A 1,123-nucleotide genomic window follows, 5' to 3' on the forward strand; every position below is an offset into this window, starting at 1 on the left:
AAAATAATCGCATTTAGTAGTATTGTTCTTCTAGCTATTTTTGGACTTGTAGCATGTGGTACGAACTCCCAAAAATTATCGAAAGAGAATATTGACCGTATTCATTTTACCATTACCAATGGGAGTAACTATCAATTTCAAGAAACGGATATGAATATCAAGGAAAAAGAAATGGTTTCATCAATTGTCGATTATCTTGATGAGTTGGATTTATCCAAAAAAAATGAGGTCAAAGATACTGGCGGTTTAGTCGGTGCTGATACGTATACACTAGATTTGAACCGTGGAACAAAATTTGTCAGAAGATACATGATTTATGGCGATTACATCACCATTGGTAAGGATAAAAGACAGCAAGTGATTTATAAAGTGAAACATGATAAACTATCTGATTTACTTAAAACGTTGGACGATTTGGCAGAAGCCAATAATGATAAAGAGGGGGAGTAGAAAATGGCAAAAATAGGTTATGCTCGTGTTTCAAGCAAAGAACAGAACCTAGACCGCCAATTAGACGCCTTACAAGACGTTTCTAAGGTGTTTTCAGATAAGGCAAGCGGACAATCTACTGAACGTCCTCAATTACAAGCCATGCTGACTTATTTACATGAGGGTGATATTGTCGTGGTGACAGAATTAGACCGCTTAGGACGAAATAACAAAGAATTAACCGAACTGATGAACCAAATTCAACAAAAAGGCGCAACGCTGGAAGTCTTAAACTTGCCGTCCATGACAGGGATTGAAGACGATAATTTAAGGCGTTTAATTAATAACTTGATGATTGAATTGTACAAATACCAAGCAGAAAGTGAACGAAAGCGGATTAAAGAACGGCAAGCCCAAGGTATTGCCATTGCCAAACAACGGGGACGATTTAAAGGACGAAAAAAGAAATATTCTTTTGAAGATGAGGGATTGCAACATGCCTTTGATTTATACCAACAAGGATTAACAGAAAAAGAAATCGAGCGTAAAACTGGAATTAATCGAACGACTTTTCGACGTTATCGTCAAAAATATAACGTGATAAGAGAAGGCAGAAAAGAATAAGCTGATAATAGCCCTCAGAAGGGCATTTTCTTTTAACAATGTTATTTATTACCAAATAACGTTTAAAATG

Annotated in this window: 2 protein-coding genes; both read left to right on the forward strand. The window is 36.1% G+C overall.

The genetic code is table 11. The annotated features are described in order from the left end of the window. Positions 1-450, forward strand: a 450-nt coding sequence (locus ABT053_RS43375) for a hypothetical protein (protein WP_350978039.1), incomplete at its 5' end; no start/stop codon positions are given. 3 nt (positions 451-453) lie between these two features. Continuing rightward, positions 454-1,053 carry a recombinase family protein gene (locus ABT053_RS43380; RefSeq protein ID WP_350978041.1) on the forward strand — a complete coding sequence of 200 codons (600 nt, stop codon included), beginning with the start codon at positions 454-456 and terminating at the stop codon, positions 1,051-1,053. Positions 1,054-1,123: the final 70 nt, after the last annotated feature.

The sequence above is a fragment of the Streptosporangium sp. NPDC002524 genome, assembly GCF_040295985.1.
Lineage (GTDB): Bacteria > Actinomycetota > Actinomycetes > Streptosporangiales > Streptosporangiaceae > Streptosporangium.

Bases quoted from the DNA above. Each gene is read 5' to 3' on its own strand.
- ABT053_RS43380 (WP_350978041.1), top strand. From the start codon at position 454: ATGGCAAAAATAGGTTATGCTCGTGTTTCAAGCAAAGAACAGAACCTA.